Here is a 22,502-nt window from a genome sequence, read left to right as displayed (position 1 = left end):
GAGTTCAGTACCAGCACATCACATTACGCACGGAGTCCGTCACGGTTCGTTTCGAATTGACCGAAAGGGAAGCGTGGGCTCCGGATGGGATCTGGGGTGGGTCTGGCGAGGAGGACTGGGGAAGCGGTTCGGGGATGGGCGGCCGGAGGGCTCAGACGAGTCGTACGGGCTTCTCCGGGCGTATCCCGACCTCGGCCAGCCAGGCTCTCAGCGGGGCCGGGTCGCCGTCCTCTATGAGGCTCAGGACCCTGGGGGTCAGATCGGCCGCACGTTCGCCCTTGACCAGCAGGGACGGGCCGTCGAGCCAGTCCAGGCCGGGGGTGGCGCCTGCGGTGTCCATCGCGGCGCAGCAGACCATCGCGGTGACGTGGTCGGCGAGCAGCTCGCGGGGGGTGCGTGGGGGCTGGAGAGGGAAGAGGGGGAGTGCGCCGTCGTCCCAGAGGGCGTCGAGGGCGGGGGTGGGCGCGGCCGTCCGGGGTGGGGAGCCGGCGGCCTCTTCACGAGCGAGTTCCGCGCTGAGGCCTGCGGCGAGGGCTGCGCTGCGGGGGTCCGTGGGCGGGGGGTCTTCTGGGTCTGTGTCCGGGTCTGTGTCCGGGTCTGTGTCGGGGTACGTGTCCCGGTTTGGGGTTATGCCCGGCGCTGTGCTTGCGGCTGGGGCTGCTGCCGTGCCTTGGGCTGCGGCTGCGGCCGTGGCTGCGGCTTGGGCTGAAGTTGTGTCTGCGGCTGCCACCGTGTCTGCGTCTGCGGCTGCGGCTTGGGCTGAGGCTGTGTCCCCGGCTGCCGCCATGTCTCGGGCTGCCAGTCTGTCTGCGGCCGCATCTGCGTCTCGGTCTGAGGCCGCGTCCGAGGCCGCCGCCGCGTCCCCGGCTGCCGCCGTGCCTCGCCCTGCCGCCATCTCTGCGGCCGCGTCTCCGTCTCGGGCTGAGGCCGTGTCCGAGGCCGCCGCCGCGTCCCCGGCTGCCACCGTGTCCCGGGCTGCCGCCATGCCTCGCCCTGCCGCCATCTCTGCGGCCGCGTCTCCGTCTCGGACTGAGGCCGCGTCCGAGGCCGCCGCCGCGTCCCCGGCTGCCGCCGTGGCTGCGGCCGCGTCTGCGTCTGCGTCTTGGGCTGAGGCCGTGTCCGAGGCCGCCGCGTCCCCGGCTGCCGCCGTGCCTCGCCCTGCCGACGTGGCTGCGGCCGCGTCTGCGTCTTGGACTGAGGCCGCGTCCCCGGCTGCCACCGTGCCTGCGGCTGCCGCCATGCCTCGCCCTGCCGCCATCTCTGCGGCCGCATCTGCGTCTCGGGCTGAGGCCGTGTCCCCGGCTGCCGCCGTGTCTGCGGCTGAGTCCGTGGCTTGAGCTGAGGCCGTGTCCGAGGCTGCCGCCGTGTCGATCTCGGCGTCGGTGTGGTGGTCCGGGGTCGGGGACGGTTCCGTGAGGTGGTCCAGGACTCGGGCCAGGGTGGGGCCGTGGTCGGTGTCGCGGGTCGTGCGGCGTACGCCGAGGATGTCCAGGACGCGGTGGAGGCGGGCCGCGTCGGTGCGCCACTTGCGGTCGACGACCTCGTCCGGGTACTCCTGCCAGTCCACCGGCGACCAGTCGGGGCCGGACTCCGCCGGGCCCCCGTGGAAGAGGCGGGCGGCGAGCAGGGAGGCGGCCTCGTCCACCATGCCGGGCTCTTCGAGCAGGTCGCAGGCGGGGCGCTCGCCGAGGCGGGAGGCGAAGCCCTCGGCCAGGCGGTCGCGCCGGGACAGCTCGGTGAGGGCGGCGACGACGCCCGCGTCCAGCCGGGACGGCCAGCGGCCCATCCGCCAAGCGGGCAGCGCGACCCGGGTGAGCAGGCGGTCCCAGCCGGCGTACGCCAGCCCGACCTGTTCCTGCGCGACGATCCGCAGCCCGTAATCCACAGCCTGTGCACGCTCGGCCGCCGCGGCGGCGACCCCGCGCTCCATCTCGGCCGCGTGCTCCCGGCAGCCGCGCAGCAGCAGGCGGGCCAGCCAGCCGGCGCCCGTGTACACCGTGCTGACCACGGGGCGGCGGCCCGGTGCCGAGGCGACGGCCACCGCCGCGTCCAGGCCCCGCACGAAACGCCGGGCGGCGGCTATGTCGGGGTGTGCCGAGGGTCCCGTACCGGCGACGACCGGGGCGAGGACCGCGCGCAGCTCGCCGACGCGCATCCACCACAGGAACGGGGAGCCTATGACGAGGACGGGGCTGGCCGTCGTACGGCGATGGCCGTGCCGTCGTATGAGACCCGCCACTTCGTCGGGGTCGTCCGGTGGGGGCGGGGGGCCATGGGCCGGATGGGTGCGGTCCTCCAGCCAGCTGTCGCAGTCCGGGGTCAGCGCTATGGCGGAGGGCGCGGGGACGTCGAGGCGGTCGGCGAGGTCCCGCACCAGCCGGTAGAGGTCGGGGGCCGCTTCCTCGGCGATCGGGACCGTCGGGCTCATGGCGGGGCGGGCGCGGGCGAGGAGCAGCGCGAAGCCGCCGGCGGCCAGCAGGGCGAGAAGCGCGACCGCGCTCACCGCCCAGCGGGCGATGTCCCAGCCCCCACCGACGAGATGGCCGGTGGAACCGCCCGCCAGCAGGACCACGGCGACGGCCGCGGGCAGCACGGCGACGGCCAGCGCGCGGCTGCGGATCCGCAGCACGGCCAGTGCCCGGGAACGCGCTGTCTGCGTCCCTGCCTCCACTCCCATGCCGGTCACGTCCTGACCTCACCCCCTCCCGTCCTGGCAGTCCTGGCGTTGCTCACTCCCCCACTGTGGCACCCACCACTGACATCGCAATGCCGGTGGGCCAAGTGCCGGAACGCTTGCGCCGCACCCTAGTTGGGGCCCCGGCCCCCGTCAGCCGGATGGGAGATCGGTCACTCGATGGAATGGCTTTGGGGAAAGGTGGATGACGGAGGGCAAGGATCAGGCCCCGGATCCGAGGGGGTCCGGGGCCTGTGTCGTGCCAGGTCAGGCAGATGATCGGAGTGATCGTGGCGTGGTGTGGGCGGTGCGGGGCGTGGTGCACGCGGTGTGCGGGGTGTCGGGCCGTGTGGCCTATGCGCCCGTCGCCGCCTTCGCCGCGATGTCCGTACGGTGCTGGGAGCCGTCCAGGTGGATACGGGAGACGGCGCGATACGCCCGTTCGCGGGCCTCGGCGAGGTCGCCGCCCGTCGCGGTGACGGACAGGACGCGGCCGCCCGCGCTGACCACGGTGTCGCCGTCGCGCTTCGTACCGGCGTGCAGCACGTACGCGTGCGGGGCGTCCAGCTCGGCCACCGCGTCGAGGCCGGTGATCGGGTCGCCCGTGCGGGGGGTGCCGGGGTAGTTGTGCGAGGCCACGACGACGGTGACGGCCGCGTCGTCGCTCCAGCGGAGCGGTTCGAGGTTGGCGAGGTTGCCGGTGGCGGCGGCCATCAGGATGCCGGCGAGGGGGGTCTTCAGGCGGGCCAGGACCACCTGGGTCTCCGGGTCGCCGAAACGGGCGTTGAACTCGATGACCCGTACGCCCCGGCTGGTGATCGCCAGACCGGCGTAGAGCAGGCCGGAGAACGGCGTGCCGCGGCGGCGCAGCTCGTCGACGGTCGGCTGGAGCACGCTCTGCAGGACGTCGTCCACGAGCTTCGGGTCGGCCCAGGGCAGCGGGGAGTACGCGCCCATGCCGCCGGTGTTCGGGCCCTCGTCGTTGTCCAGCGCCCGCTTGAAGTCCTGGGCGGGCTGGAGCGGGAGGACGGTCTCGCCGTCGGTCACGGCGAAGAGGGAGACCTCGGGGCCGTCGAGGTACTCCTCGATGACGACCCGGTCGCAGGCGCCCGCATGTGCCTTCGCGGCATCGAGGTCGGCGGTGACGACGACGCCCTTGCCCGCGGCCAGGCCGTCGTCCTTGACCACGTACGGCGGGCCGAAGGCGTCGAGCGCCTCGTCGACCTCCGCTTCCGTCGTGCAGACGTACGAGCGGGCGGTCGGGACCCCGGCCGCGGCCATGACGTCCTTGGCGAAGGCCTTGGACCCCTCCAGCCGCGCGGCCTCCTTCGAGGGACCGAACACGGCGATGCCCGCCTCGCGCACGGCATCCGCGACCCCTGCGACCAGCGGGGCCTCCGGGCCTACGACCACCAGATCGACGCCGAGCCGTGCGGCCAGCGCGGACACGGCCGCGCCGTCCAGGGCGTCGACGGGGTGCAGCTCGGCGACCTCGGCGATGCCGGCGTTGCCGGGGGCGCAGTGCAGCGCGGTGACGGCGGGGTCGAGGGACAGGGAACGGCACAGGGCGTGTTCGCGGGCGCCGGTACCGATGACGAGGACCTTCACGGGGTTCAGCCTAGCGGGAGCGGGTGGGGTGGGTTTGTGGGGGATGCCGAAGGGGTGGAAGGTGCGGAGTTGTGGGTTTCTCCGAGAGCGCGGCTCAGGAAAGGCCCCTTGGGGGGAGCGGTGCCGCCCTCGGCGTCAGTCGTTGTCGATGGTTGTCAGTCGTTGTCGATGGTTGTCAGTCGTTCGAGAGCTCCTCCACCACCGTCGCCCCCAGCTCCCGCACGATCAGTTCCTGGCCGGAGAGGGCCGACTCGTCGAGGTCGGGGTCGTCGTCCTCGGGGATGTCGTCCTCAAGGGAGACGGGTGCCGGCTCCGGCGCGGAGGGCGGCGCAGGGGTGGGGGCAGGTGTCGACGCCGGGGCCGGTGGGGTGGTGGGCTGGGCAGGGCCGGCCGACGTGGGCTGCGTCGACACCGGGCGCTGGGCGGTCGTAGCACCGCCGCCGGTGCCTCCCGGCGTACCGCCGCCGTAGCCGCTCGCGGGGCCGCCACCGCCGTGACCGCTGGTGACACCGCTGCCACTGCCGCCGCCGTAACCGCCCGGGGTCCCGGCGCCGCCGTAACCACCCCCGCCGCTGTTGCCCCCCGACGGCGGAGCCGCGCCGCCGCCCGAGGGGTCGACCACGGCCTCGATCTTCCAGTGGACGTTGAACTGCTCGGCCAGTGCCTGCCGCAGTACGTCCTCGCTGCCGCTGCTCGCGAAGTTGTCGCGGGCGCCGACGTTGACGAAGCCGAGTTGGAGGGTGGTGCCGTCGAAGCCGGTGACCTGGGCGTTCTGGCTGAGGAGGATCCAGGTGAAGCGGCGGCGGTTCTTCACCGCTTCCAGGATGTTCGGCCAGAGGGAGCGGGGGTCGAGGCCGCCGGTGGGGGCCGGTGAGGCGGGCGGGGCCGACGCGGGGGTGGGTGTGGGTGCGGGGGCGGGGACCGACGGGCTGGGTGCGGCTTGGGGGCGGCCGCCGCCTCCCGGGGGTGCGGCGGTGGGCCAGCCGCCGGGACGTCGGCCGGAGCTTCCGGAACCGGCGGGGGTCGCGGTGGGCCAGGCGCCCAGGGCGGCCGGAGTGGGGGCCGGTGCTGCCGGTGGCGTCGGAGTGGGGGGCGTGGGGGGCTGCTGGGCGGGTTCGCCCGTGCTGGGTGCCGTAGGCGCACCCGGGCCGCCAAGGCGTACGTCGCCCCGCTGATCCACGGGCGCGACGGGCGCACCCTGTCCAGCGGGCGCACCCGGCACGGCACCCCCTGTCGCCTCCGCGGGGCTCGCCTCCGCGGGGCCACCGCCCGCCCCGGACGTCCGCACAGCAGCCCGAGCTGCCGCAGCCCCGCCCCCCGGCGGAATGGCCGCGCCCGCGCCCGCATGCGCATCCCCAGGGGCTGCCCCATGCGCCTCGGGCCCAGGCACGTATCCCATGGCGGGCGTGCCAGTCCCCGTGGAGAAGTTCACGCCCCGCTCCAGCCGATCGAGCCGGGCCATCACGGACCGCTCGTCCCCGTACGCGGCCGGCAGCAGCACGCGCGCGCAGATCAGCTCCAGCTGCAGGCGCGGGGAGGTGGCGCCGCGCATCTCGGTCAGGCCCTCGTTGACGAGGTCGGCCGCGCGGCTCAGCTCGGCGGGGCCGAAGGTGCCGGCCTGGGCCTGCATCCGCTCCAGCACGTCGGCGGGGGCGTCGATGAGCCCCTTGTCCACGGCGTCCGGAACGGCGGCGAGGATCACCAGATCCCGCAACCGCTCCAGCAGATCGGCGACGAACCGCCGCGGATCGTTCCCGCCCTCGATCACGCGGTCCACGACCTCGAAGGCGGCGGCCCCGTCGCCGGTGGCGAAGGCCTCGACGACGGAATCGAGCAGCGACCCGTCCGTATAGCCCAGCAGGGACGTGGCCATGGCGTATGTCACACCGTCCGTCCCGGCGCCCGCGAGCAGCTGGTCCATGACGGACATGGAGTCACGCACGGACCCGGCGCCGGCCCGCACGACGAGCGGCAGGACGCCGTCCTCGACGGGGATGTTCTCCTTCTGGCACACCTCGGCGAGGTAGTCGCGCAGCGTCCCCGGGGGCACCAGGCGGAACGGGTAGTGGTGGGTACGCGACCGGATCGTCCCGATGACCTTCTCGGGCTCGGTGGTGGCGAAGATGAACTTCAGATGCTCCGGCGGCTCCTCGACGACCTTGAGGAGCGCGTTGAAACCGGCCGACGTGACCATGTGGGCCTCGTCGATGATGTAGATCTTGTACCGGCTGGCGGCAGGCCCGAAGAAGGCCTTTTCCCGCAGCTCACGGGCGTCGTCCACACCACCGTGCGACGCGGCGTCGATCTCGATGACGTCGATCGAACCGGGTCCGTTGCGCGCGAGGTCACGGCAGGACTGGCACTCCCCGCACGGGGTGGGCGTAGGCCCCTGCTCGCAGTTCAGACACCTGGCGAGAATCCGCGCACTGGTGGTCTTGCCGCATCCGCGCGGACCGCTGAACAGGTACGCGTGATTGACCCGGTTGTTCCGCAGCGCCTGCTGCAGCGGGTCAGTGACATGCTCCTGCCCGATGACCTCGGCGAACGACTCCGGGCGATAGCGGCGGTACAGCGCGAGAGACGACACGCATACGAGGTTATAGGCGCCCACTGACAACGGGCCCCGCCCCAGAACCCGGGGTGAACCCGGGGCGACGCCGGGGCCCCAACGCAAGCGCCCCCCACGCACCCGCCAGAGCCGACCTACCCTTGCTGCCTTCCGGCCCTGGGGGAGTTCAGTCAGATAGCGCCGCGTGAGGGGCTCCGCACAGCCTACCTGATGCTGAGGTGCGGGAACGAGTTCGCGAGCACTGCTCTCGGTCATGTAATGTTTCCGGCGGAGGATTCGCCTAGAGGCCTAGGGCGCACGCTTGGAAAGCGTGTTGGGGGCAACCCCTCACGAGTTCGAATCTCGTATCCTCCGCCAGTGCCTCACCGGGCACGATGTCGAAGGGCCCCACCGTTCGCGGTGGGGCCCTTCGACGTTGTCCGTCTCAGTTTCCGTCTCAGTTGGTTTCCGGGAGCTCCCACAGAGCGTCGCCGACTTGCTGCGCCACCTTGCGGAGAATCGTCCCCGTCATGTGCATGTACCGGGCGCGCATCCGGGCCGCTCCCCCGGGCTCCCAACCCATGATCGAGTCGATCACGACGTCCGGGACGCCGAGGATCAGCAAGACGGTAGCTGCGGTGTGGCGAGCGTCATGGAGACGGCCGTCCCGTACGCCTGCCGCCCTCAGGAGCCGCTTCCAGATGTGGAAGTCGGTGTTGGGGCTCAGCGGCCCGCCGGTCGGCGAGGCGAACACGTAGCCCTTGCCCTCCCACTCGGCACCGGCCGCGATCCGTTCCCGTTCCTGCGTCTCCTGGTGCTGTCGGAGAATCTTGATCAGTGGGTCGGGCAGGCCGATGGTGCGCCGCCCAGCGCGTGACTTGGTGGACTTGTGCTCGCGCCGGGTCTGCTGCTTCTGAGGGCAGTAGCCAGCCTTCCGACCACAGGGGTCATCGCCACACCCGTGGGCGTACTTCGGGCGTAGACGGTTCTTGCGGATGCGGACGTATCCCGCGTCCAGGTCGACGTCTTCCCAGTGGAGCCCGAGCGCCTCCCCTTGCCGGAGGCCGAGCGCCAAGGCGACGACCCAGCGCGCGCTGTTGCGGAGTTTGGCGGCCTCGACCAGGACGCTCTGAACCTCTTCGATCGTGAACGGTTCGATGTCCTCTTCTTCGAGTCTCGGGGCCTTGGCGATCTCAGCCGCGTTGGTGGCGACATGCCCACGTCGCTTGGCCTCACCGAGGGCGACCCGGATCGTCCGGTGAGCGTGGTGGGCGGTGCCGGCGGAACTCCCGGCTTCCTGCATCCGCTGGTAGAAGCGCTCCAGATGTTCCGGCTCCAAGCGGTCGAGGTTGTGGGCGCCGAGGCCGGGGACCAGGTGCACGCGTACGTCGACCTCGTAGCCGTCGTACGTGTTCTCGGAGACGTACGGCTTGGCGATGTTCTCGACCCAGTGCTCAAGCCAGGCCTGGACCGTCCAGCTCTGCCCCGGCTTCCTAAGCTTCTTCTCGTCCCGCGCCCGCTCCATCTCGCGGACTGCCTTGGTCACGGCGGCCTTGGTCTTGCGCTCTATGTGACGGCGGTCCGGCTTGCCGTCATCACGGAGGCCGACCGTCACTCGTCCGTGCCATTTCCCGTCCTTGCCGAAGTAGATCGACGAGGCGCCGTTGGGCTGTCGTGTGCGCTTCTGCTCTGCCATGGCTTCCCCCCTCAGGCCGCTTCGGCGGGTCGGTGGCGCAGCTTGGCCACGTAGGCGGGTACGGCGTCGGCAGGGATGCGGCGAAGCCGCCCGACCGTCACCGATTCGATCTCTCCGGCCAGCACCAGCCGGAAGCACGTCGTACGGCCGATACGGAGCCGCCTAGCCGCCTCCTCGACGGTCAGGAGGACCAAGGCCGGGTCGTGGGAACTCAGCTCAGCGGCGGTTACCTGAGCCTCAGGCATGGGTCGGTTCTCCTTCCGTTCCGGGAGCGGGGGCGATGGTTTCGGCGAGCCAGGTTTCGGCGTCGGTGAGGCCGGTTCCGGCGTAAACCCAGTGGGCGAGGACGAGGGTCGTGTTCGGCGCTTCCGAAATTTCGGAGGTGGTTGCTTGAGCGCGACGCCATTCGGCGCGGGCATCGCGGAGGGCGCCGAGAGTGGTGGAGTAGCGCCGGGACTTGGTGGAGAAGTGGCCGCGGAATCCGAGCATGTGGGCCCAGGCGCGCAGGCGGAGGTGGTCGAGGTCCTTGCGGGCGCCGAGGAACCAGGCGGTTCGGATCAGGCGGCGGGCGTGCTCGCTGATGTCGAGCTGGGCAAGTTCGGCGGCGAACTTGAGTGGCCGGTCGAGAGCTCCTGTCGCCGTCTCAGCGCCCTTCGTGGCGTACTTGGCGATGTAGGCGGCGACGGCGCGTTCGGTGAGCTCCTGGCCGTCGTTGAAGTCGGCCGAGCGGATGGTGCGGACGTCGAGTTGGCGGCCGAAGGTGAAGGTGTGGGCGCGGCCGTCGATGGTTGGGCCGTCGACGCGGACCTTGGTCGTGGCGCTGCGAATGGCGTCAGTGAGCAGCTCGGCGGTCGCCCAGGTCGGGGGCGGGGTGTCGCCGCCGCTGGGACCGTCGATGCGGATGACCGCGTGGAAGTGGACGGCTCCGCGCTTCTGGTACTCGGCAACCTTGGCGAAGGACACGCGGGCGTGCTCGCGGAGCCTGCGCTGGGACAGGCCCGCGCGCTTGGCGACCTCCCGGCGCAGGTAGGTGGAGAAGCGCCGCCAGAGGGGACCGGCGTGGGCGTTCCAGAGGACAGCGGCTTCGTAGTCGTACGTGTCCGGGTCGAGCGGGGCGCCGAGTGCCTCGTCGTCCTGGTCGTGGTGGGTGCCGCAGCGGCAGGGGCACCCGCTGGAGGGGCGGTTGTGGACCGGGCCGAAGCTCGGGGCGGTGAAGGTGGCGAACACGCGCGGGTGGGAGGCGACGTGCTCCGGGATGCCCTTGCCGCCTCGCAGACCGGAGGTGATCAGGTGGAAGGTGTCTCGGCGGTAGACCTCGGCGCAAGCCGTGCAGCGGGTCGTGCGGCGGTTGTTGCAGCGGACGAGGAGTTGGCCGGCCGGGAGGGACGAGGAGTCGAGGTGCTGGAGGACGCGGCCGATCTCGCCTGTCCGCGTATCGACGTCGTACTCGGTGCGATGGCCGTCGAGGCGGATCGGGTGGGTACAGCCACCGAGGCCGGAGAGTTGCTGGATGACTCCCGGTAGGGTGCCGTGCTCGGCAAGCTTCGCGAGGTCCGGAAGCGGGGGCGGGGTGGTGCGGGTGAAGATGGCTTCTCTCCTTCTGGCTGGCTTGGTCAGGAGTGACAGGCCCCGGGGCGGCGGATGCTTGGCGGTGTCGTGCCGCCCCGGGGTGCAGTGCCGATCAGCGGCGGCGGTGGTCGCGGAGCAGCGAGCGCAGGACCACGGCGGCGATGGCAACGGAGATGGCCGAGACGACGACGGCCGTCACGAGAGCTGTGAGGACCACGCCGCCCGCGACGACGGCCGCTATCGCGCCGGGACTGATCGAGACACGGGGAAGCGAGCGCTGCACGAGCACCGGATCAACCGGTGCGTGGGTGTGAGCGGTCGGCGGCGTCGGGTTGTCGGGGTACTTGGGCAGGAACACAGCGAAGGTCTCCTTATCTACTCGTCTAGGTGTGTGAGCCGTTTATGACGGTCACGCCGGAGCGCGTGCCGGACTCGATGGCGGGTGCGAGGAAGGTGCGGGAGAGCCAGAAGCCGAAGAGGGCGATCAGGACGACGATCCAGACGCGGACGCCGAGGAACCTGACTGCTCCCCAGGCGAAGAAGCCGAGGATGACGACAAGCGGCAGGCTTACGGTCACGGGGCGAGGGTCCTTTCAGCGGACAGGGCAGCGGTGGGTGCGGGCGGCCAGCTCGGCGGCGGCGCGGCCGTCGTAGTCGGTGGAGAAGCCGCAGCGCGGGGCGGTGCAAGCGGCGGTGTGCTTCTCCTGGCCCCGGCCGTCGTAGTACGTGCCGACCCGGACGGGGCCGATGCGGACGACGTTGCGGAAGCGGCGGTTGGCGGTCACGCAGGTCTCCTTCAAAGGTGGGTGGCGATGGCTTCAGCCATGGGTGCGGGCACGCCGAGGCGGGCGCGGAGGGTCGGGGTGTCGATGGGTGCTCCGGTGCGGGTGTGGTGTTCGGCGGCGACCTTGCGGGCGTGGGCGACCAGGGCGGCGGGGACGGGCAGGGCGGGAGTCTCAGGCGGTTCCTGTTCCGTGGCCGGTCGCTGGTGCGGGGCTTGCTCGACGGGCAGGTGCGCTTGCTGCGTGGGAGGGAGTTCGGGTTCGTCCGCCTGGACCTCGTCTTCCTTGGCGGTGTCGGCGGCCACATCGAGCGGTGTCGGTGCGGAGTGCGCGAGCAGCGTGCCGCCGAGGAAGGCGACTGCGGGCCAGCCCGCCACGAGGATGCGCAGCCAGGCCGGGACGTGGTTCATGTCGAGAAGGCCGGCGGTGGCGACGTTGGCTCCGAGGGAGGCGGTGAGGGCGATGACGAACCAGCACCACCCGGCGGCTTTCGCTTCTCCGGACCGCAGTCGGCGCCAGGCGGCGACGAGCAGCAGGTCGACGCTGATCGGGTAGGCCCACGCTTTCCATCCGTCCTGTCCGGCTGCCGAGGCGATGTCGTGCAGGTGGGCGAAGGACAGCGCGGCGGCGATGACGGCTTGGATGAGCACCGCGTCAACGCGGGCCAGTTGGGCGCGCATGATGCGGCTCCTTCCGGGTTCAGGCATGCGAGGGGTAGGGACTTGGCGTGAGGCGGTCACACCTACCGGGGTTGGTGGAGGAGATCAGCCGGTAGCCGGGCGGGGCTCGACGACCGGGGCCGGAGAACCGACCGGCCGTACGGCCGCCTCCGGCAGGAATGGCTTGAGCACGGGCGCGTCCGGCACCAGGTGTGCGGACTCTCGGCAGGCCGCCGCCGCATCGCTGAGGGACAGATACGGCGTGCGGATGCGTGACCAGCCGCCGGAGGTGTCACCCGCCACGGCCAGGCCGGGGCGTTCGGGTGCGATGGCACAGGCAGCCGAGACCGCTTCGGGTGCGATGTCGCCGAGTGCCATCTTCGCGGAGGCTTCGTCGTTCACTCGGTGGCAGACGCGGCCGGTCAACTGGGCCCGCAGCATGGTGGCGCCCTTGCCCAACTCGGCGCCGAAGCGCTGGCCGCAGACCTCCAGGTAGATGCCGGCCGCGCGGCCGAGTTGGGCGAGGCGAATGAGCTGGGTGACCATCTCGTCCCGTCGTTCCTCGTCCTTCCTGGTGGAGACGAGGAAGAGTTCGGCCACCTCGTCCACGAACAGCACGAGGGGGACGGGGCGTTCGGACTCGGGCAGTCCCCAAATGTCGGAGGTGATCTCTTCGGCCGGGGTGTCCGGGGCGATGCGCTGCCGGACCTTGATCAGGTCGTAGCGGTCCTCCATTTCCTTCACGAGCACGGGCAGCAGCTCGGCGGCCTGCTCCGGATCGGTCGCCAGCGCGGAAAGCCGGGAAGCGAACGGCGCCAGCTCCACACCGCGCTTGCAGTCGATGCCGACCAAGGCGACCGGCTGGGGAGCGAGTCGGGCGATCAGGTGCCGCAGGTACATGGACTTGCCCGACAGTGTGGCCCCGAGGGTCAGTTGGTGGGGTACGGCCCGGTAGTCGCGCACGAACGGCATGGCGTCCTCCCGCAGGGCCACCGGCACCTGAAGGAACCCGGCGTCCACCTTGCGCGGCATCCGCACTCGCCGCAGCACGTCGAAGCCGACCAGTCGCAGCTCAACCACACCGGGCTTGACCGTGGTCACGTACACGGCGTGAACGCCCCAGGCGTGCCGCAGCCGTTCGGCCGAGGCGGTGACGTCGGCCGGTTCCTGCCCCGGAGCGAGCCGGAGACGGAGCCGCAGCCCCGTCGAGGTGGGCCGGATGATGCCGCGACGCGGCGGTACGGGACGGACCTCACGGCGAGTGGTGGCCTTGACGGCCAGCATCCGCAGCCGGGACGGAGCTACGGTCAGGCCGCAGGCCTCCATGACCGATCCGTAGGAGCTGAGGAGCCGGGCCGTGGATATCGGCAGTCCGACCGTGGACCAGTACACCCCGGGGTGGTTGGCCCGGGCGTAGGCGGCCCCGCCGCCGAGTGCGGCGACAGGACCACCCACTTCCAGGAGTGTTGTCAGGTCGGTCATCAGGCAGCGGCCCCGGTGGCGGCCGGGAACGCGGCCGGTGTCACGGCGGCGGCGCGGTAGGCGATGCCGTGGCGCTGCTGGCCGTTGAAGACGCTCTCCCACGGTCGGGCCACCAGACCCGGAAGCGAGACCGGAGCCCCGAGGGTCAGCCCCTCGGACACTCCGCTCTCGGGAACGGTGACCTTGATCAGCGACGACTCGCCGTCTTCCAGGTAGACGACGCCGATCGTCATCAGTGCCTCTCCGCTGGTGACGTCCTTGGCGATCTCGCCCGTCTGCCGGTCGCGGACCTTGGGCTCGGGCGCCTCGGTCAGCAGGATCGTTGCGGCGGAGGTTTCTACACGGATGGTGCGCAAGGCTTCTTCCTATCTACTCGTCTATACAAGATGCGGTGTTCGAACCCGATCTCCGGGAACGACGACCACCTTGCCACACAACTTGCCCACTCGTCTATACGAGTAAGCCTGTTGGGGTGTACGAGTTCGAGGAAGCCTCCCCGCGCACCACCGCCGATCAGGCGCTCATGTCGCCGGGAGCTGGTACGACAGGACGTACGCGTCCGCCGCCATGACCGTGTCGCAGACCTCCACCGCCCGCCCTTCCTGGTCGAACGCGGTACGGATCAGGTGAATGACCGGCACGCCGGAGGCCAGCCGCAGCGTCCGGACCTCATCGGGCGAGGGCATCCGGGCACGGATCTCTTCCTCGAAGTGGTCGAGGCGGTGCCCCAGCTCCTCAAGCCGTGCGTAGATGCCACCGGGCCCTGGGTTCGGCTCGGCGATCGGCGTACCGCGCGCGATGTCGAGCGGCAGGTACGAGGTAGCGAACTCCACGGGCCGCCCGTCCAGCAGATACCGGCGGCGCCGGGCCAGCACCCGCCGCACGGACCCGAGCCGGGTGGAGACGTCCGGACTGGCCTTCTCCTCCTTGACCTCCAGACTGTCCACCTGCGGGTGACTGCCGACGGCGTCAGCCTCCACGATGAACGCGGACTTCCCCTGCTCGCGATGGCGCCGGGCGAACCGGTCGGATGCGAGCCGTCGTACAGGCGGGCGTGGTCGCACGAAGACGCCCTTGCCGTGCTCGGCGTGCACGAGGCCCTCGCCCTGGAGGACGGAGAAGGAGTTTCGAACCGTCATACGGGAAACCCCGTAATGCTCGACTAGTTCGGCCTCGGAGGGCAGCTTTTCGCCCTCCTTGAATCGCCCACGGTCGATGGCCTCGCGCAGCTGGTCGGCGATCTGCCGGAAGACCGCACGATCGCTCGTGGGGTCGAGGTCGCCGAGGAGGCCGGAGGAAAGAGAGGGCACGTGTACTCCTTTAGGTATCTAGACGAGTGGGCGAGCTTTGTTGCTACGGTGGAGAGCCTAGCCATCCGAGAGGGCAGAGGAACGTGAGCACCGACCGTCCGCACTCCGTGAGCGTCGCCGGAGTCATCGTCGACGACCAGGACCGCGCCCTCTTGATCAAGCGCCGCGACAACGGCCACTGGGAACCCCCGGGCGGAATCCTCGAACGCGAGGAAACCATCCCCGAGGCCCTCCAGCGCGAAGTTCTCGAAGAAACCGGCATCAAGATCGCGCTTCCCGCGACCCTGACCGGGATCTACAAGAACATGAAGGGCCTGATCGTCTCCATGGTCTTCCGCTGCGAGGCCGCCGACGGCACACCAACCACCGGGGACGAGACCCGCGCACTGCGCTGGGCCACCCGCGAAGAGGTCATCGAACTCGCCGACGAGGCATACGCGATCCGCGTCCTGGACGCACTCGACGCGGTATCCCCGCCGGCCATCCGCGCCCACGACGGCGTGAAACTCGTCTAGCCCGAACCCGCTGCACATGGCGGCCTACCAGCACGAAGGAACTTGTATGCACGAGTATACGAGCACCGCCCGGGTCTGGGGACTCACTTGCCCAGGTTTTCCGGAAGAGGTCAGCCGGGCCCGACGCTGGACACGGGACATCCTGCGCGGATCCCCCCTGGCCGACGACGCCGAACTGATCGTGAGCGAGCTGAGCGCGAACGCGATCCTCCACACAGCGAGCGGCGGGGCAGGCAGCTTCCACCTGGCCCTCGCGGTCTCCCCCAAGGTGGTCGCCCTGTCGGTCACCGACGAGGGAGGCACGGGCACCGCCCCGAAGATCGAGCAGCCAAGCGAGGACGCGGTACACGGCCGCGGCTTGGGCATGGTCAGCGTCATCGCACACCGGGTCATCGTCCACGACAGCCACAGCGGCTACACCGTCACCGCCGAACTCTTCACGGACCCCCAGCCCGGAGGACACCCGTGCTGATGGACAAGCCCCGGCGGGGCTTCTGGTGCGAGTGCTGGACGCAGGACGTCAACGGCGAGACGGGATGGCCGGCACTACGGGCCTCCTTCGACGCCTACTCAGCACCACAGGCAGACAGATGGGTAGCAGTCGCCCTGCGCACCATCTCACCAGCACTCGACCCGGACGCCTCAGACGAGGCCTGGACCTGGCTCTACGACGGCCGCATCGACACGCGACGAGCCCTCTTACGCATGGAACCCTGCACCGTCTCTCTCACCCACGCCAACACCCACATCACATGGACGATCCGACCAGTGGTCTTCCTACCGATGGCCCACCGCCAAGGCATCGAACTCCCAGCCTGCGCATACGACTTCACGCCCCACACCACAGACTGAGTTACAACTTTCTCTACTGGTTCAAGGCGGCTCGCTCCGCTCGCCGCGCGCGGCCCGGCCCCCGGCCGGGCCTGCGCTCCTGTCTCCGCCCCGCTCCAGCCCGGCCGGCGCCCGTGCCGCGCTCAGAGAAATCAGCCACCTGATGCCAGAGAAGGGGTACGCCGTGGCTGGGCCCGGTCGGCTCCACGGCTTTAGGCAGCCACTTTGGCGCGAGCCTCGAAGATCATGGCCCCAACGTCGTGCTTTACCGGGCAGGTTCACAAACTGCCCGACGCGCCGGAAGCTTACGGGGCCATGATCACTCGCGCCAAAGCAGCTCCAGCCCAAAGCCGCTCCGCCGACCTCAGAGGTCCCGGAGCGGAGCGATCAACGAACAGGTTTGCTCAATCATCTCCGCGGAGCGATTCCATCATACTCGCGACCACTCGCACTTCCTCCAACAAATCCGCACGAGAATCAGAATCGGCCAGTTCCCGCCTATTAAACTCCGGCTCATCCCAATCAGAAGAAGGCATCTGAGCTACCGCCTCAGAATAACCGTGGAACACTTCATCAGGGTTGGCATACTCACCCGCATAGGCAAGAATATCTTCCATAACCGAATGATCAATCATGGAGTCAGGCCCCTCTTCAGCCCAGGCTCTAATTGAATCCTTTGCATCGACCTGCATCATCTCTTCGATCTCTTGCAACTCAGATTCTGGCACGATACCCGAGAGCTCCTCGAAGAAGCTTTTCGCGGACTCCAGCAAAGCCCAATTCGACAGATCGCCTTTGATCCACCCTATCGCCGCCTCCAGGGTACTGGGAAACACTCGCTGTGATGACTGACGGCTCGCTCCATGCAGAAGCTGCACGATCTCAACAACGTCATGCGGATCGTAGGCATTACCAATAGCATCACCCTCGTCGAGCATCATGTGAGCACACTCCAAAATCGCCTCAGAGTCGAGAATCTCTCCTAGATGCAAGTAGACCCTCACCCGGCGGGCGAGATCGATGCTCCTGTTCACGCCATCCTCGCGAAGTCCCGAAGAATCGCACGACCTGGTAGCCGCCTCCTCCAGGAGAGTCTTATTCTCTTTAAAGAGTTGAAGCGCCTCAGCCCGCACGTTTGCCGTGATCAGGATATTCTCAACCTGTTCGAAATGCGAGAACCGTCCGATGAGAGACAGCAAGCTACCTTGTTCGTCCAACAGGTAGTCTCGCATGAAATCCCGCACGGAAGGATTATGAAAACCGATGAATATCTTGTTTGGTTTCCGGTATGTCCTGACCATCGTCCCGTCGAGGACGGAAATAGAGTTGCGAAGTTCCCGCGAGTTACGGCCAAGACTGCCCCAGAGATCCTGCATGTCTTCAAGACTTACGTCACGAGAGAAGGAGAAGAGCAGTTCAAGCAGATAGACATCGGCATCCTTGAGCTGGTGGTTCACGATGTGAGACCAGACGCTCCGAGGGCTCTGCAGATTCTCCATTATTCGCCTGTCCACATCCTCGGGATCAGACGACAACAGTTCGGCTTCAGCGATCGTCGCGGCTACAATTCGCGGATTGAAGTTGGGGTGCCGGATTATAGGGCGGTACACCCGAGGATCCGCAAATCGCCCCTTTATTTCGCGGCTTAGCCCAGATGTGTAAATGTGATTGTAAAGAATTTCCCCTCTGGTGCGGTACGTATAATCAGCGATATCGATTACACACGTATGCAGGTCAAAGCGATGCCGGTCCAGCTTTTCGTATCGCTGTCGAGCCTGAGCAAGAATGTATTCGCGAGTAGTGAGGATGAATCTCTTGTTGCGTGCACTTCCCGCTCTCCTCATAAGAGACAAGAGTCGACTATCCTCATTCTTTCCGAGTTTATCCTCCAAGGCCGTCTGCCCAAGGAAATCGTCGTAGTAGAAGATCTGTGCGACCTCGTCATCCCAGAGAGAGTTAGCCTCTTCGAGATCTTCGGAAACTTCAATCAATTCATAGCCTGCGCTAACGTATTTTGCGCAGAGGACGTGGGCGAGTGTAGTTTTCCCGATTCCTGGAATTCCGGCAATCACGCAAGAATGACGAGCTTCAAGCAGATCTGCTGCCCGTGCGTAGCTTTCATTCGGCGCATAAGTGCGGAGCGTGTTATCCAGATCATCTGCGAGTTGGTGAGAGCGCGTAAGGATGCTCTTGTGCAGGAGTGACGAAAGTACCGATGCACTGGTCAGCCACAACCGCAAATGCCGCCTAACAATCTTTTCATGTTTACGCAGCAGGGCATCCAGCTCATGGCGCCCATGAATGTCACTCGGAGTCTTAACGTATGGCGTAAGCGCCTTGAAGATCTTATCTTTCGCGTCCTTCGTCAGCTCGGCGGAAGTCGCCAGAACATATCTACCTGGACGCAGATCTTTTACCTTGAGGGATTCAACATCTTTGATATAGGCAACCAGTTTCGATCGAGGCGATCGAACCCAATGCTTGCACTGAACAACAAGTTCAGAACCTCCCGCATGGAGGTATCTAAGGTCAATTCCGGCGTCAGGCCCGGGGGAGAAGATTTCTAGTGGCAATCCGTACTCGGATTCGAAAATGTCCTTACAGACAGCCTCAAAATCAAAGTCTGTAAGCCTGGAAAGATCAAAAGTTTCCATATTCCCCCCTGTTCGGCTCAGCCTCATTGTGCGGCACTCGGAGAGGCTCCCGCAGTCAGTTGAGTGATCTGAGGGCTACGCGTCCATCGCGATGCTGATCTGGCTGTGCCCGAGGATCTCCATGATGATGCGGGGGCGGCACCAGCTGCCGTGAGGAGATGCGGTGCCGTGGCGCGCATCTTCCAGCCGGCCCACCCGCAGCCGCACATCAGCAGCGATCCAGGTGACGTCCAGCGGTACCGCACCGGTTCGTGCCATCCCAGCAGCCCGCCCCGACCGGTTCGGCGGGCTGCTTCGTCACGACTGAGGATGCTGGTGTGGCATCAGACGCCTCAAATCAGATGTAGGTGGATGAAGCCGTGCGGCATCATGCGAAGTTGTCACGTTGCCGCAGGGAGGGGACCCATGGGGAGGGCCAGTCGTCGCAGGCGAGAGCTGCGCGAACCGCCAAGGTCACAGGCCGAACGCTTGCGGAGAACGGCCCGGTATGCGCGAAGGGCCCAGCGTCGTGCAAGCGCACGCGGCACCTCTATTGCCGAGTACGAGGCGATGGCCGCGATGGGCAGTAAATATGTGGTCGAAGCACTAATAGCCCGCCACAACGCGCGCATGATCGCCATCGAAAACATGCCTGCAGCCTCAATCGAGCCGATCATGTCCGCTTTGCTCTCTATCGGGTACACCGACGTCGCCTTCCGTCAGCTAGGCGTTACCCGAGACCGACCACCATCCTCTTACGGCGCTCACTGGATCGATCATCTTGCATGGGGGGTGGACAGCGTCTACGCGGCTGCCCGACTTCTTTTCTGCGGGCAATTCATGGGCGCTACCGCGATCCTTCGGTCACAATTTGAGCGATGGGCCGAAAACGCCGCGTATAACACCGGCATCACACACAGAGTCGGCGAGCCATCAGCCAGTTACTACGGACGGGCTTGGGCCAAGTGCCACGAGGACTATCCGTTTGCCCGGCGCGTGATAAGAAGTCCAGACGCCCCTGCTGCCCCAGCATGGGACGAGGAAACGGAGCAACATTCACCGGTCGGTGCGACAGTCAACATCGGACTGGACCACGAGGTTCATCCCGTGGACCTGATGGAATCAATGTCTGAGTTCCTTCATGGACGCGGTCCATGGAGCGAATTGGCACATTGGGACGCTGCACAACTATTTGACGCTGAACCGCCGAGCACTCTGAGGGACGCTTCAGAAAGCCTCGCAGACGTAATCACACTGATCTTTCGCCAAGTGAGACTTTGTCTTGCCACTGCAGCAGACGAACAGGGCAGGATGGATCTTCCGGCCAAGATCCTTTCGCGGTCGTTCGAAAGATCATACGCTGGCCCAATCGGCCCTAAGTTCTGGTCCTTGGCTCCCTTGCTACCGAAGGCTGGTTTGCGGCCAGAAGTAGTGGCCGGTCTGGAGGACGCCTCAAGAGCACACACAGAAGTGTTGTTGGGGCGCCGTCCAGCCGGAAGGCTCTATAGAGACGACGAGTTTGCCCACTTGCACTTCTATGAGCGTCGAGCCAGATCGGTTAAGTGGGCCCTAAAGGCGTTCCGCATGGAAAAGGATAAGACTGGGCAGCTGGATTTCGAATACCTCGAAACTAGAGACTTTCGATACATGATCGCAAGTGAAATGGCGGGCATCCTTGCCGTATGGCTAAAGGGAAGTCCCGCTGGGGACGCTGCGGCTTCCTGCTCTTCCGCTCTTCGCTCCGCATACTGGCTTTGGCTTGAGGACGACGACCGCGCCCTAGCAGCACTTCGAATCGTCTTGGAGCAGAGCGCCAGAATGAGGGCGTGGACTGAAAAGCCAGAAAAGGCAGAGAAGCTGGCGGCTTCGCCTTCCACGACGCCGAAAGACTGGGTTAAAGCTGCTGGTTGGAATCGTCTTCGCGCCCTGACCAAAGCCTTGGGGGAATTCTCCCATGGCCATGCGAACGTTCGCTTCGAAGGTGCACGAGAAATCCTTGAGAAAATACAAGCTGGCGACGTGGACCCTGACGACAGTATTCACATGGCCCGGGGGCATGCACTTGACGCTCTCACTATCCTGCTACTGGCCGAGTCAGTAAACACCGCGTCGAAGGTATCAACACTGATAGGCGATGCATTCTTGGAAATTGTCGACGATGTGGTGATAAGTAGAGAGCACCTTGTGACCCGCAGGGAAGAGCTGCTAAACCGGACGCTCGCCCAGAGGGATACCTCGTTAGGGGACTACTCGTTCCATGGTCCGGCAGACGCTTTGCGCGCAGATCCCAATCACTCGCCTGGAAGCGACGGAGGTGACGGCAGCCTCTGAAGGCAACGTCGCCATACATGAGCGCCCTTGGACGTACCAAGAGACACACGCTCCAACCAGCCATGGCGCTGGTACGGGGGACTCAGCCGGTGGGTTGGACTCCTAAAGCGAGTGCCGCAGGTTCGAATCTTGCCGGGAGGCCAGGACAGAGGGGCCTCACCCCCGGATCTCGTCGGTGAGGCGCCCTTCTGACATCTACGGCTGTTGTCCTGACGCAGCTTCCCAAGCTGACGGCCTCGGAGTGCGCCCGCGTGCATCCGATCTCCGCAGAGAAGCCATCAGGTGCCACACAAGAAGGACGTGTGATCTCGGCCACATCCGAAGATGCTGCCTGGCACCTTCCCAAGATGAATTTCCCATTTTACCCAAAGGGCTGATGGCCTGCGGCGATGAGAAAGCACGGCGACCAATCAATCGTCGTTTAGCTTCTTCTCTGGCGGCTTGATCAGGTGCTTCGCTGGTGCCCGAGCCTCCCTGACCTGCGATAGAACGGTGCCCCGACGCGGAAAGGAGCCGCCCCGGCCAGGGGGCAGCTCCTCGTACTCCGCCTAGACACCCAACGATCAAAGGCCACACCGGAGGTATCCATCGTGTCAGAGCGACCCAGCAGCGAGAAGCCGGCCGTATTGACGATTCACAAGCCGTCCCCCACCGTGGCGGGGTTCTGCTGCTTCGCCGTTGTGGAGACGGCTGAGTGGTCCGGCCTCATCCCTGAGGGTCCGGCCACGGTCGCACTCCTCGGGGTCGCAGTTAGCGTTCTCGCCAAGGAGTGCTTCCGCCGAGGCGCATGACCCTTAGCTCCCGGCAGGGAAGAGGACACATCCGTCAGGTCACCCTGCCAGGCACGATGGGCTGATTCAGGCACGTCGGCGGGTCGTTCCCGACCGGGCACCTAGCGAGGCCGGCTGAAGCTCCAGAGCAACGGTCCTGGTGTGCCCAATCGATCCCAACTGCATAGGACGCCAGCTCCGCGGGCCGTCTCAGTTTCCGTCTCATTCAGCCCCGTTCACGGTCGTTCAGACGAGACCAGGAGTCCGATGCAGCTCACGAGCGAGCCACCCATGAACCCAGGTGAACGCCTACGTACGACACACATCACCCCGCCAACACAGTTGGAAAGCGTGTTGGGGGCAACCCCTCACGAGTTCGAATCTCGTATCCTCCGCAGCCGCCCACCTGGGCAAACGAAGGCTCCGACCGGATCTCGGTCGGAGCCTTCGTCGTGCCGTGGTTGCAGTTTTGGTTACAGTTCCCGGCTACCGCCCGTTGAGGACGGCCCGGCACACGCGGCAGTATCGCCGCGTACCGCCCATACCTGCGCATCAGCTGGCCACACCCGGCACACGGCCCCAGCTCCCACGTCGGGCATCCCAGTACGGCGGAGGCGGCGGCCCGCTCGACTGGGGTGATCCGCATCGGATCACGAGAGCCCTGCACGGGCATGCGGGGAAGGGTGATGCCACCGGTCGGCTGGCCGAAGTCGCGGATGGGCCGGGCGTCGCTGCCGAACCGCCCTTCCTCTCCTGCCCGGCAGGTTCGGTCGATCTCCTGCTCGGTGAAAGTGATCACGTCGTCGTCCTCTTCGGCCGAGGCCGGGGGAAGAGACGTCCGTTCACCGACGATCTCCTCCCACAGCGTGCGGTCGTCCGCCGACACCCACATGTGCCCACCAGCCCGGCCGTTGCCGCAGCTGGGCACGTAGACCGGGACGCTCTCCCCCGTGGCGCTCTGCGCGAGATCGCTCCAGGGTTGAACGGGGTCACCTTGCACCGTGGGGCGCGGAAAGAGGACCGGGACCGAGTAGCGTTGATCCACCTCACCTGGCAGGGGGTACCGATGACGACAGCGCTTGATCCGCAGACGG

The 22,502-nt window shown here is 67.3% G+C and carries 19 protein-coding genes, 1 tRNA gene, 1 other RNA gene and 1 pseudogene; 5 read left to right on the top strand and 17 right to left on the bottom strand.

Features of this window, described 5'->3' with window-relative positions:
• Positions 1 to 151: 151 nt before the first annotated feature.
• From KWI83_RS29140 to ffs, 4 genes are all read right to left on the bottom strand, one after another.
• A complete protein-coding gene (locus KWI83_RS29140; RefSeq protein WP_218517369.1) occupies positions 152 to 2,686 on the bottom strand; it encodes a hypothetical protein in 2,535 nt (844 codons plus the stop codon).
• A gap of 342 nt (positions 2,687 to 3,028) precedes the next feature.
• A complete protein-coding gene (gene purD / locus KWI83_RS29135) occupies positions 3,029 to 4,282 on the bottom strand; it encodes a phosphoribosylamine--glycine ligase (RefSeq protein WP_218517368.1) in 1,254 nt (417 codons plus the stop codon).
• Between the two features lie 175 nt (positions 4,283 to 4,457).
• Positions 4,458 to 6,869, bottom strand: coding sequence for a DNA polymerase III subunit gamma and tau (locus KWI83_RS29130; protein WP_218517367.1), 2,412 nt, complete (start codon positions 6,867 to 6,869; stop codon positions 4,458 to 4,460).
• An 80-nt stretch (positions 6,870 to 6,949) separates the two neighbouring features.
• An RNA gene (gene ffs, locus KWI83_RS29125) (signal recognition particle sRNA small type) lies at positions 6,950 to 7,048 on the bottom strand.
• 72 nt (positions 7,049 to 7,120) lie between these two features.
• Between ffs and KWI83_RS29120 the strand changes: the two genes are divergently transcribed.
• Positions 7,121 to 7,208, top strand: a tRNA-Ser gene (locus KWI83_RS29120).
• 79 nt (positions 7,209 to 7,287) lie between these two features.
• Here the strand turns inward: KWI83_RS29120 and KWI83_RS29115 are convergent.
• The 10 genes from KWI83_RS29115 to KWI83_RS29070 form a co-directional block, all read right to left on the bottom strand.
• A complete protein-coding gene (locus tag KWI83_RS29115; RefSeq protein ID WP_218517366.1) occupies positions 7,288 to 8,526 on the bottom strand; it encodes a tyrosine-type recombinase/integrase in 1,239 nt (412 codons plus the stop codon).
• 11 nt (positions 8,527 to 8,537) lie between these two features.
• A complete protein-coding gene (locus KWI83_RS29110) occupies positions 8,538 to 8,771 on the bottom strand; it encodes an excisionase family DNA-binding protein (RefSeq protein ID WP_051648564.1) in 234 nt (77 codons plus the stop codon).
• Positions 8,764 to 10,038 carry a replication initiator gene (locus tag KWI83_RS29105; protein ID WP_218517424.1) on the bottom strand — a complete coding sequence of 425 codons (1,275 nt, stop codon included), beginning with the start codon at positions 10,036 to 10,038 and terminating at the stop codon, positions 8,764 to 8,766. Before KWI83_RS29105 ends, KWI83_RS29110 begins: the two co-directional genes overlap by 8 nt.
• A gap of 169 nt (positions 10,039 to 10,207) precedes the next feature.
• On the bottom strand, positions 10,208 to 10,453 hold the full coding sequence (locus KWI83_RS29100) for a SpdD protein (RefSeq protein ID WP_218517365.1): 246 nt from the start codon (positions 10,451 to 10,453) through the stop codon (positions 10,208 to 10,210).
• Positions 10,454 to 10,478: 25 nt separating this feature from the next.
• Complete coding sequence (locus KWI83_RS29095; RefSeq protein ID WP_037760294.1) at positions 10,479 to 10,673, bottom strand: hypothetical protein; 195 nt, start codon at positions 10,671 to 10,673, stop codon at positions 10,479 to 10,481.
• Between the two features lie 15 nt (positions 10,674 to 10,688).
• Positions 10,689 to 10,880, bottom strand: coding sequence for a mobile element transfer protein (locus tag KWI83_RS29090; protein ID WP_020274974.1), 192 nt, complete (start codon positions 10,878 to 10,880; stop codon positions 10,689 to 10,691).
• A gap of 11 nt (positions 10,881 to 10,891) precedes the next feature.
• Positions 10,892 to 11,557, bottom strand: a complete 666-nt coding sequence (locus KWI83_RS29085; protein WP_218517364.1) for a DUF2637 domain-containing protein — start codon at positions 11,555 to 11,557, stop codon at positions 10,892 to 10,894.
• A gap of 84 nt (positions 11,558 to 11,641) precedes the next feature.
• Positions 11,642 to 13,018 carry an FtsK/SpoIIIE domain-containing protein gene (locus KWI83_RS29080; protein ID WP_218517363.1) on the bottom strand — a complete coding sequence of 459 codons (1,377 nt, stop codon included), beginning with the start codon at positions 13,016 to 13,018 and terminating at the stop codon, positions 11,642 to 11,644.
• Positions 13,018 to 13,374 carry a hypothetical protein gene (locus KWI83_RS29075; protein ID WP_037760288.1) on the bottom strand — a complete coding sequence of 119 codons (357 nt, stop codon included), beginning with the start codon at positions 13,372 to 13,374 and terminating at the stop codon, positions 13,018 to 13,020. Before KWI83_RS29075 ends, KWI83_RS29080 begins: the two co-directional genes overlap by 1 nt.
• Before the next feature lie 165 nt (positions 13,375 to 13,539).
• On the bottom strand, positions 13,540 to 14,328 hold the full coding sequence (locus KWI83_RS29070; RefSeq protein ID WP_218517362.1) for a GntR family transcriptional regulator: 789 nt from the start codon (positions 14,326 to 14,328) through the stop codon (positions 13,540 to 13,542).
• A 107-nt stretch (positions 14,329 to 14,435) separates the two neighbouring features.
• On the opposite strand from KWI83_RS29070, the gene KWI83_RS29065 reads away from it, so the two are divergent.
• From KWI83_RS29065 to KWI83_RS29055, 3 genes are read left to right on the top strand one after another with little or no spacing between them, the layout of a single operon-like run.
• Positions 14,436 to 14,843 carry an NUDIX hydrolase gene (locus KWI83_RS29065; protein WP_062931480.1) on the top strand — a complete coding sequence of 136 codons (408 nt, stop codon included), beginning with the start codon at positions 14,436 to 14,438 and terminating at the stop codon, positions 14,841 to 14,843.
• A gap of 46 nt (positions 14,844 to 14,889) precedes the next feature.
• Positions 14,890 to 15,315: an ATP-binding protein gene (locus KWI83_RS29060; RefSeq protein ID WP_218517361.1), complete on the top strand. Its 426-nt coding sequence runs from the start codon at positions 14,890 to 14,892 to the stop codon at positions 15,313 to 15,315.
• Complete coding sequence (locus tag KWI83_RS29055) at positions 15,309 to 15,695, top strand: hypothetical protein (RefSeq protein ID WP_374106401.1); 387 nt, start codon at positions 15,309 to 15,311, stop codon at positions 15,693 to 15,695. The genes KWI83_RS29060 and KWI83_RS29055 overlap by 7 nt, the downstream gene beginning before the upstream one ends.
• Positions 15,696 to 16,078: 383 nt before the next feature.
• On the opposite strand, the gene KWI83_RS29050 is transcribed toward KWI83_RS29055, so the two are convergent.
• Positions 16,079 to 18,328 (bottom strand): restriction endonuclease, encoded by a 2,250-nt coding sequence (locus tag KWI83_RS29050; RefSeq protein WP_218517360.1) that lies wholly within the window; start codon positions 18,326 to 18,328, stop codon positions 16,079 to 16,081.
• Between the two features lie 75 nt (positions 18,329 to 18,403).
• Entirely contained in the window at positions 18,404 to 18,586 is a 183-nt protein-coding gene (locus tag KWI83_RS29045) for a hypothetical protein (protein ID WP_218517359.1), read from the bottom strand.
• A gap of 351 nt (positions 18,587 to 18,937) precedes the next feature.
• Here KWI83_RS29045 and KWI83_RS29040 point away from each other — a divergent pair, with 351 nt between their 5' ends.
• Complete coding sequence (locus KWI83_RS29040; protein WP_218517358.1) at positions 18,938 to 20,638, top strand: hypothetical protein; 1,701 nt, start codon at positions 18,938 to 18,940, stop codon at positions 20,636 to 20,638.
• A gap of 1,095 nt (positions 20,639 to 21,733) precedes the next feature.
• Here the strand turns inward: KWI83_RS29040 and KWI83_RS39135 are convergent.
• A pseudogene (locus KWI83_RS39135) lies at positions 21,734 to 22,502 on the bottom strand (hypothetical protein); the annotation flags it as partial.

It is taken from the genome of Streptomyces sp. TRM70350, assembly GCF_019219825.1.
GTDB lineage: Bacteria > Actinomycetota > Actinomycetes > Streptomycetales > Streptomycetaceae > Streptomyces.
This window is presented reverse-complemented; position numbering and strand designations above follow the sequence as displayed.

Excerpts from the sequence above, each read along its gene's own strand:
- KWI83_RS29115 (WP_218517366.1), bottom strand. The coding sequence starts at position 8,526 with ATGGCAGAGCAGAAGCGCACACGACAGCCCAACGGCGCCTCGTCGATC.
- KWI83_RS29110 (WP_051648564.1), bottom strand. The coding sequence starts at position 8,771 with ATGCCTGAGGCTCAGGTAACCGCCGCTGAGCTGAGTTCCCACGACCCG.
- KWI83_RS29085 (WP_218517364.1), bottom strand. The coding sequence starts at position 11,557 with ATGCGCGCCCAACTGGCCCGCGTTGACGCGGTGCTCATCCAAGCCGTC.
- KWI83_RS29080 (WP_218517363.1), bottom strand. The coding sequence starts at position 13,018 with ATGACCGACCTGACAACACTCCTGGAAGTGGGTGGTCCTGTCGCCGCA.
- KWI83_RS29060 (WP_218517361.1), top strand. The coding sequence starts at position 14,890 with ATGCACGAGTATACGAGCACCGCCCGGGTCTGGGGACTCACTTGCCCA.
- KWI83_RS29050 (WP_218517360.1), bottom strand. The coding sequence starts at position 18,328 with ATGGAAACTTTTGATCTTTCCAGGCTTACAGACTTTGATTTTGAGGCT.
- KWI83_RS29045 (WP_218517359.1), bottom strand. The coding sequence starts at position 18,586 with ATGGCACGAACCGGTGCGGTACCGCTGGACGTCACCTGGATCGCTGCT.
- KWI83_RS29040 (WP_218517358.1), top strand. The coding sequence starts at position 18,938 with ATGATCGCCATCGAAAACATGCCTGCAGCCTCAATCGAGCCGATCATG.